We start from the raw sequence: 8,748 nt of genomic DNA on the forward strand, positions 1-8,748 counted from the left end.
ATGTATAAAGAACGTTCGCCGCGCGGAAAAATTTACAGCGCGGCGGTGGCAGCGGCCAATGCGCGACCGAAGATCTCGGCCACCCGATCGATTTCCGCTGCGCTGATCACCAGCGGCGGCAGGAAGCGCACGACCGCGCCATGGCGCCCGCCCAACTCCAGAATCAAGCCACGCTTGAGGCATTCACGCTGCACCAGTGGCGCCAGACGCGCGAATGCCGGCGGATGACCGAGCGCGTCGGGCGCACCATTCGGGTCGACCAGTTCGACGCCGAGCATCAGGCCGCGACCACGGATATCGCCCAGTTGCGGGAAGTCGCGTTGCAGGATGTGCAGATGTTCGCTGAGTCGATCACCCATGGCGTCAGCGTGCTCGCAAACCTTGTGCTCCACCAAATAGCGCATCACCGCCGAACCGGCGGCCATGGCCATCTGATTGCCACGGAACGTGCCGGCATGAGCGCCCGGTTGCCAGGTGTCGAGCCATTCGCGGTAAACCACCACCGCCAACGGCAGGCTGCCACCGATGGCTTTGGACAACACCACCACATCCGGAACGATGCCTGCGTGTTCAAAGGCAAACATCTTGCCGGTACGAGCGAAACCGCTCTGGATCTCATCGACAATAAGCGCCACACCAGCCTTCTCGGTGATCCGGCGCAAGCCGCGCAACCACTCGATGTCCGCCGGTATCACGCCGCCCTCGCCCTGCACCGCCTCGACAATCACCGCCGCCGGCAGTTGCACGCCGGCCTCGGGATCGTTGAGCAGGTTTTCCAGATAACTCAGATTGGCGTTGACGCCCGCCGCGCCACCGAGGCCGAACGGGCAGCGGTAATCGTAGGGAAAGGGCATGAATTGCACGCCACTGCTGAGCAAGGCACCCAGTGGTTTTTTCGGCCCCAGGCTGCCCATCAGGCTCAACGCGCCCTGGCTCATGCCGTGATAACCGCCGGAAAAGGACAGCACGGTACTGCGGCCAGTGGCTGTGCGCACCAGTTTCAGCGCGGCTTCCACGGCGTCGGTGCCGGTCGGGCCGCAGAACTGGATTTTCGCCTGCGCCGCCAGTTCCGTGGGCAGCAGTCCGAACAGGTCCTGGACGAATTGATCCTTGACCGGCGTAGTCAGGTCGAGGGTGTGCAGCGGCAGTTCATCGGCCAGCACCTGCTGGATCGCCTCGATTACCACCGGGTGGTTATGCCCCAGCGCCAGCGTGCCGGCCCCGGCCAGGCAGTCGATGAATGTACGTCCTTCAACATCCTCGACATACAAGCCCTTGGCACGCTTGAGCGCCAAGGGAATACGCCGAGGATAGCTGCGCGCGTTGGACTCCTGCCGACTCTGGCGCGCCAGCAACGGTGATTCGTTGAATTCGTATAACGTTTCCGCCGGCGCCGAGGCGACCCGGGCCGACGACGCTTCGATAAGACTGGTGGCGACTGACATCTCTCGACCCCTCAATTCGCTATGGATAGTGACCAGAACAGCACACCGACAGGTGCGCGTTCCGGTCGCGGGGCGCACTTGCAGGTTTTCCTGTTCTGGAAACGCTTCAGCGCGGTGCGGATTTAGACCCTTGATCGAGTTGTCAGCCCGGTGAGGACAAAGGTTTCTGCAGCGGCACGGTTTGCAAGCCGGTGGAGTGGCCGGGTGGCGCTGCCTGTTGGTAACCCAGATGCCGATAGAACGCCTCGGCGGTGCGGGTGCTGTTGAGGTGAACATGCTGCACACCACGAATGCGCAACCAGCCTTCAAGATCCTGCATCAGCGCCCGGCCGACGCCCCGGCGAAAGGACTCCGGCTGGACGTAACACAGCAGGATTTCGCCACTGACCTGCGCCATGCCGACACCGACCGGTTTGTCTTCGTACGAAGCGATACAGAGATAGAAGTGTGAGTCGGCGAGCCGGCTACTGATGAAATCGGCGGGGGAGCGGTTGAGCCAGTCGCTGACGAGAAGTGGATGGTTGCGGTGATCGAGAGCACAACCGATACGGATCGAGCGCTCGACAATGCGGTTGATGATGCCGGTGTCGGCCAGGGTGGCCGGACGTATGCAGACGGGTGCTTCCATGGCGCAGTTCCCTCAATCCATTGAGTCAAAGCTGCGTTGACCTTAGCCCCACCCCTGGCGGATAGCGAACGCCGATAAGTTACATTTGATGTGGAAGAACGTGATCATTTGTGGGAGCGAGCCTGCTCGCGAAAGCGTCAGGCCAGTCAACGTCGATGTTGAATGACTTACCGCATTCGCGAGCAGGGCTCGCTCCCACAGGGGATCTGAGGTGCGATCAGAGAGATTGCAACGGCATGGTCAGTTCGACCTGCAAGCCATCCGGGCGGCTGTCGAAATGCAAAGCGCAGTCACAGCGCTGCACAATTGCCTGAACAATCGCCAGACCCAGCCCGCAACCGGTGCTCTGCCCGTTGCGCCAGAAGCGCTGAGTCAAATGCTGTATGTCATCAGGCGCGATGCCCGGGCCATGGTCGCGCACCACAAAGCGCACGCGCTTGCCGATGTTCTCCAGCTTGACCTCGACGGCACAATCGTCAGGCGTATGGCGCAGGGCGTTGTCGAGCAGGTTGCGCAGTGCAGCAATCGCCAGCACCGCAGGCATTTGCAGCGGCGCGGTGGACAGGTCGTCCGGCACGTGCAGTTTGATCCGCAGCCGTTCACCGCCGGTGGCGTCCTGAATCGCCAGTCGGGCCACTTGCTCGGCGCTGCATTGCGAGCCGTCATCAAACGACAGACTGCCTTCGACCCGCGCCAGCAACAGCAACTGCTCAAGGGTGCGGTGCAGGCGATCGGCACCCTCCTCGGCGCGGGCCAGCGACTGATCGCGGGCACTGCCTTCGGTCATGCGCGCCACTTGCAGGTGGGTCTTGATCGCCGTCAGCGGACTGCGCAGTTCATGTGCGGCGTCGCCGGTCAGGCGACGTTCACGCTCGATGGTCTTGCCGATGCGCTGGAACAATTGATTCTGGGTTTCCAGCAACGGCTTCAATTCGCTGGGAAACGCCTGCAACTGCAATGGTTCAAGAGAGTCGGCATTGCGTCGCATCAGCGCCTCGCGCAGACGATTGAGTGGCGCCAGGCCCTGACCGATGCCCAGCCACAGCAGGCACAGGCAACCCAGCAAAGCCACGCCAACCGGTACCGATGCGGCGAGCAGAATCGACATGTTCAAGGCTTCGCGCTCGATCTGCCGATCCGCCGTAGTGATGCGCACATCGCCCCGGGCCAGGGTGAAGCTGCGCCACGGCGCGCCGTCGATCATCTGATCGTGAAAGCCCATTTTTTCCGCTTCCAGCGCCTGTTCGGGATTGTTATGGCTACGGGCAAGGATTTCCCCGCGCAATGAGCTGACCTGACAGGCCATCCCCCCGGGAATATTCAGCTGTTCGGCGCTGAAGTGGGTGCCCTCGCCCTTGCTTGGCAGCGTCGGCAATTGCTCGAGCAGGCCGGCAACCATGCGCGCCGAAGCAACCAGGCGCTGGTCGAGGGAAAACATCATCTGATTGCGCAGATCGCTGAGCATCCACGCCGCCGCCAACGCCCAGATCAGCGCGAAGGCGGCGCCGAGCGTCAGACTCAGGCGCAGGCGCAGACTCATCACTTGCCTTGCTCTCCGCCATCGGCAGGCCCGAGGCGATAGCCCAGACCGCGCACGGTTTCGACGATGCCCTTGCCGAGTTTGCTGCGCAGGTGATGGATATGCACGTTCAGCGCGTTGCTTTCCAGCTCATCGTTGAAGCCGTAGACGCTGTCCTTCAGTTGCTCGGTGGACAGCACCCGGCCGCGATTGTGCAGTAGCGCCTGCAACAGTGACTGCTCGCGACGCGACAAGTCCACCGGTTGCCCGGCCAGGCGGGTTTCCCGGCTGCTCGGGTCGTAGGTGAGCGCGCCGTGCTCGATCAGATTGACGCTGCGCCCGGCTACCCGACGCAGCAGGGTTTGCAGGCGGGCGAACAGTTCGCGCAGGTCGAATGGCTTGAGCAGATAATCGTCGGCGCCGGCCTGCAAACCGTCGACACGATCAGTCACTGAATCGCGAGCGGTGAGGATCAACACGGGGATTTCCAGCCCGCTCTGTCGCAGCTGTTGCAGCAACTTGAGGCCATCTTCGTCGGGCAGGCCGAGGTCGAGCACCATCACGTCGAATTCCGCGACCTTGAGCATCGCCCGCGCCTTCGACGCGGTGTTGACGTGCTCGACAGTCAGACCCTGAGCCGTGAGCCCGGCAACGATACCGCTGGCGATCAGCTCATCGTCTTCGCAAACCAGTACGTGCATGGTGAATCCCACAGGAAAAAAGCGGATTAGGCAGTTGGCCGATTAAGCTGACATTATGGCGCCCAACGCCACTGCGACAAGGGCATGGCGGTTAATCATCGGTTAATCGCCGCTGCCCATTGTGCACCTCACTTGCACAGGGACAAGGCTTCTCCATGCGTCATTTTTTTGTTTTGTTTGCGTTACTGATCTCGGGCCTGGCCCAGGCTGGAAACAATCCTTTCGATACGAAACCGGACTTCTTGCCGGTCGACCAAGCGTTCGTGTTGACTTCCGAGCGTCTGGATTCAGGCGAAACCCAGCTGTTCTGGCAGATCACTGACGGCTACTACCTTTATCAGAAACGTTTGAAATTCGATGGACTGGCCGCCGATCAGCAGCCGGTGCTGCCTGAAGGCGAATCCCACAGCGATGAGTTCTTCGGCGAGCAGCCGGTCTATCGCCAAGGGCTGGAAGTGAAGATCCCGGCGGCGGCCAGCGGTCAGATCAAAGTCAGTTATCAGGGCTGCGCCGATGCCGGCCTGTGCTACCCACCGCAAACCCGGGTGATCGATCTGGGCGGCAAAGCCGCAGCAACAACGGGTGCTGAAGCGCCGGATCAGGCCTTGGCCAGCAGCCTGCAACAACGGGCGCTGGGCTGGAGCCTGTTAGTGTTCTTCGGCCTGGGTCTGCTGTTGGCGTTCACTCCGTGCTCGCTGCCGATGCTGCCAATTCTGGCCGGCATGATTGTCGGCAGTGGTGCCACGCCTCGACGCGGTTTTGCCTTGGCCAGCAGCTATGTGATCTGCATGGCGCTGGTCTATGCGGCGATGGGCGTGATTGCTGCACTGCTCGGTGCGAACCTGCAGGCGTGGTTGCAGAATCCTTGGCTGCTCGGCGCATTCGCAGCGGTCTTCGTGATACTGGCGTTACCGATGTTCGGCTTCTTCGAGCTGCAACTGCCGGTGGCCCTGCGTGATCGACTTGAACATGCGTCGCGCAGCCGCAGCGGCGGCAGCCTGATCGGCGCCGGTGTGCTGGGCGCATTGTCCGGTCTGTTGGTCGGGCCGTGCATGACCGCGCCACTGGCGGGCGCGCTGCTGTACATCGCGCAGAGCGGTAACGCCTTGCACGGCGGTCTGATTCTGTTTGCGCTGGGCATCGGCATCGGTGTGCCGCTGTTGCTGCTGGTCACCGTCGGCAACCGCTTCCTGCCGAAACCCGGCGCGTGGATGAATCTGCTCAAGGGCATATTCGGCTTCCTGTTTCTTGCCACTGCATTGCTGATGCTGCGTCCGGTATTGGATCCTTCGTTGTGGCTGGGCCTGTGTGGCGCGCTGCTGTTGATCGCCGCTTACAGTGCCTGGAAACAATCGGCAGGGTTTGGCCGCGTCGCGCAGATGTTTGGCGCCTTGTCCCTATTGCTCGGTTTGTGGGGCAGCGTGTTGGTGATCGGTGCGGCGGGCGGCAGCGATGATCCGTATCAGCCATTGCAGGTCTACAGCACCGGCCGTGTCGCCAGCGCAGCGCCAAGTGGCCACGATGCCTTCACCACCATCAAGGAACCTGCCGCCCTGCAACGCGAACTCGATGCGGCCAAGGCTCAAGGCCAGTGGGTACTGCTCGATTACTACGCCGACTGGTGTGTGTCGTGCAAAGTCATGGAGAAGAAAGTGTTCGGTGAGGCCAAGGTCATGCAGGCCCTGAGAGACGTGCGCCTGCTGCGCCTGGATGTGACCGCCGACAACGTCGCCAGCCGCGAGCTGCTCAGTCGCTATAAGGTGCCGGGGCCGCCGACGTTCATCTGGATCGGCGCTGACGGTGAAGAACGCCGCAGCCAGCGCATCACCGGCGAGGTCGATGCCGAGACCTTCCTGCAACGCTGGTCCGCCACCCGAGACGCGAACTGATGCTGACGTTCACCCTCGGCACTTTCGCCATCGCGCTCAACCATCTGCTGCTGATCAGTGCTTTGGCGCTGGCGACGTTTGTCGGCTGGCGGGTCGCCAAGCGCGGCGGCGATAACCCCGAGTCGGCGCTGTTCAGCCTGTTCCTGCTGGGCATGCTTGCGGCGCGCATTGCGTTTGTCGCGCTGTACTGGTCGCACTATCGCAATGACCCGTGGCAGATCATCGATCTGCGTGACGGCGGTTCCCTCGCCTGGCCCGGGGTGATCGTTCTGTTGCTGGCGGCGTTGTATCGCGGCTGGCGCCGGCCCGCTTTGCGCCGCCCGCTGGGGTTCGGCGTGGTCAGCGGCGTGATGTTCTGGCTGCTCGCCACCTTGTCGCTGAACATTTACGAACAGGGTACGCGGCTGCCGGATATTTCCCTGCGCAACGCCGCCGGGGAAAAGATCCAGCTCAGTGACTATCAGGGCGGGCCGCTGGTGATCAACCTGTGGGCGACCTGGTGCCCGCCCTGCCGGCGAGAAATGCCGGTGCTGGAGAATGCCCAGCAACAGCGCCCTGACCTGACATTTCTGTTCGTCAATCAGGCCGAAAGCATGCAAAGCGTCGCGACGTTCCTGGAAACCCAGGGCCTGAGCCTGAACAACGTGCTGTTCGACCGCAGCGGCCGTCTCGGTCAGGCCGTGGGTTCCATGGCGTTACCGACTACGCTGTTCTATAGCCCGGACGGTCGCTTGCTGACCAGTCACCTCGGTGAACTGTCGAACGCCAGCCTCGCCCGCGCCCTGGAAACCTTCGACACTTCGCCTTCAAGCCCGAATCAGGCCGTTGCCCCGGCCAACTCTGCAAGGAAACTGCCATGCCCCGCCTCCGCCACCTGCTGACGCTGACCCTGGGCACTGCCCTGCTGCACTTGCCGTCGGTGCAGGCTGCTGAAGAACTGCCTGCGGCGATCAAAAAGATCGAAGCCAAGGGCGCGAAAATCGTCGGCCAGTTCGACGCCCCTGATGGCCTGCGCGGGTACGCCGCGCAATACCAGAATCGCGGCATGGCGCTGTACCTGACCCCGGACGGCAAACACGTCGTGGTGGGTAATCTGTACGATGCCGACGGCAAGGACCTGAGCAGCGAGCCGTTGCAGAAACTGGTCTACGCGCCGATGTCCAAGGAAGTCTGGGCCAAGTTCGAGGCGAGCAACTGGATTCAGGACGGCAACAAGGATGCACCGCGCACGGTGTACCTGTTCAGCGATCCGAACTGCCCGTACTGCAACATGTTCTGGGAACAGGCACGGCCATGGGTCAAGGCCGGCAAGGTGCAGTTGCGCCACATCATGGTCGGCATCATCCGCGAAGACAGCCCGGGCAAATCAGCCGCGCTGCTGGCGGCGAAAGACCCGGCCAAGGCCCTGGAAGATCATGAAAAAGCCGGCAAGGGCAGCGCGCTCAAGGCCTTGAAGGACATCCCGGTCGCCGTGCAAACAAAACTCGCGGCGAACATGCAGTTGATGGAAGACCTGGAACTGCAGGCCACTCCAGCGATTTTCTACCTGGACGACAAAGGCGAGTTGCAACAGCAACAAGGCGCGCCTTCGCCGGACAAGTTGGTGAAGATTCTCGGGCCTAAGTAGTTTTTTCATTGCTTGGACCGGCCCTTTCGCGAGCAGGCTCTCTCCCACAGTTGACTGCATTCCCTCAGCCAGAATGCGATTAACTGTGGGAGCGAGCCTGCTCGCGAATGAAGCTCACTCGGCCTAGTAGTTGCGCTCGGCCAGAAACGCCAGCAGCGCCTCAGTCACAAACCCGGGATTCTCCAGATTGGAGATATGCCCCGCCTCCGGTACCAGCACGCACGGGCAACCAATCAATTCAGCCATTTCCCGTGCTTCCGATGGAGGCCTTGGTTTGTCCTGATCGCCGCACAGCACCAGTGTCGTCGCTGGGTTCAACTCGCCGAGGCGTGGCAACAGATCGTCGCGGCCAAACGTGATGCGTCCCATCGGTACAATGCTTTCGCGCAGACGCTCGGGCGAATAGCCCTGCAGTTTTGCGCGGAAGTCCTGATACAGCGCCGACTGCGGGTCGATGCCCGGGCGGAAAAAGATCGGTACGACGATGTCGAGCAGTTGCTCGGAGATGGTGCCGCTGTCTTCGATCTGCTTGAACAGCGAGAAGTAATACTGCCGGGTCGGTTCCGGCTCGACGCCAACGTAGGTGTCCATCAGCACCAGACCGTTGAGACGTTGTGGTGCTGACAGCGCCAGGCGCACGCCCCACATGCCGCCAACCGACAGCCCGACCAGAGTGACGCGGTCGATGTCCAGATGATCGAGCAAGGCCTGCGCCTGTCGGGCGATGTCGTCCAGCGATGTGGTGCCTTCAGGTAACTTGCCGGAATCGCCATGGCCCCACAGATCCAGGGCGATGACGCGATAATGCGAGGTCAGCGCGGCGATCTGCGGCGCCCACATCGCTTGATCCCAGAGATAACTGCCAGCCAGCAACACGGCCGGGCCGGTGCCTTGATCAATGTAGTGCAGCGCTTGTCCGTCAACCGTGAAAAAGGGCAT

The 8,748-nt window shown here is 62.0% G+C and carries 8 protein-coding genes; 3 read left to right on the plus strand and 5 right to left on the minus strand.

The window, feature by feature from the left end; genetic code table 11:
- Positions 1–32 precede the first annotated feature (32 nt).
- From AB4N53_RS11055 to AB4N53_RS11070, 4 genes are all read right to left on the minus strand, one after another.
- A complete protein-coding gene (locus tag AB4N53_RS11055; protein WP_460120470.1) occupies positions 33–1,445 on the minus strand; it encodes a diaminobutyrate--2-oxoglutarate transaminase in 1,413 nt (470 codons plus the stop codon).
- A gap of 142 nt (positions 1,446–1,587) precedes the next feature.
- Positions 1,588–2,073 carry an N-acetyltransferase family protein gene (locus tag AB4N53_RS11060; protein ID WP_460120472.1) on the minus strand — a complete coding sequence of 162 codons (486 nt, stop codon included), beginning with the start codon at positions 2,071–2,073 and terminating at the stop codon, positions 1,588–1,590.
- 217 nt (positions 2,074–2,290) lie between these two features.
- Positions 2,291–3,613 carry an ATP-binding protein gene (locus tag AB4N53_RS11065; RefSeq protein ID WP_460120474.1) on the minus strand — a complete coding sequence of 441 codons (1,323 nt, stop codon included), beginning with the start codon at positions 3,611–3,613 and terminating at the stop codon, positions 2,291–2,293.
- Complete coding sequence (locus AB4N53_RS11070; RefSeq protein ID WP_042607836.1) at positions 3,613–4,293, minus strand: response regulator; 681 nt, start codon at positions 4,291–4,293, stop codon at positions 3,613–3,615. The genes AB4N53_RS11065 and AB4N53_RS11070 overlap by 1 nt, the downstream gene beginning before the upstream one ends.
- A 155-nt stretch (positions 4,294–4,448) precedes the next feature.
- Here AB4N53_RS11070 and dsbD point away from each other — a divergent pair, with 155 nt between their 5' ends.
- Genes dsbD through dsbG form a run of 3 tightly spaced genes read left to right on the plus strand, consistent with a single transcriptional unit; the run spans position 4,449 to position 7,809 of the window.
- Positions 4,449–6,182: a protein-disulfide reductase DsbD gene (gene dsbD, locus AB4N53_RS11075; protein ID WP_460120477.1), complete on the plus strand. Its 1,734-nt coding sequence runs from the start codon at positions 4,449–4,451 to the stop codon at positions 6,180–6,182.
- Positions 6,182–7,063: a TlpA family protein disulfide reductase gene (locus AB4N53_RS11080; protein ID WP_460120479.1), complete on the plus strand. Its 882-nt coding sequence runs from the start codon at positions 6,182–6,184 to the stop codon at positions 7,061–7,063. Before dsbD ends, AB4N53_RS11080 begins: the two co-directional genes overlap by 1 nt.
- Positions 7,039–7,809 (plus strand): thiol:disulfide interchange protein DsbG, encoded by a 771-nt coding sequence (gene dsbG / locus AB4N53_RS11085; protein ID WP_101155609.1) that lies wholly within the window; start codon positions 7,039–7,041, stop codon positions 7,807–7,809. Before AB4N53_RS11080 ends, dsbG begins: the two co-directional genes overlap by 25 nt.
- Positions 7,810–7,932: 123 nt before the next feature.
- On the opposite strand, the gene AB4N53_RS11090 is transcribed toward dsbG, so the two are convergent.
- Positions 7,933–8,748: an alpha/beta fold hydrolase gene (locus AB4N53_RS11090; protein ID WP_460120482.1), complete on the minus strand. Its 816-nt coding sequence runs from the start codon at positions 8,746–8,748 to the stop codon at positions 7,933–7,935.

Source organism: Pseudomonas sp. H3_E04 (assembly GCF_054668915.1).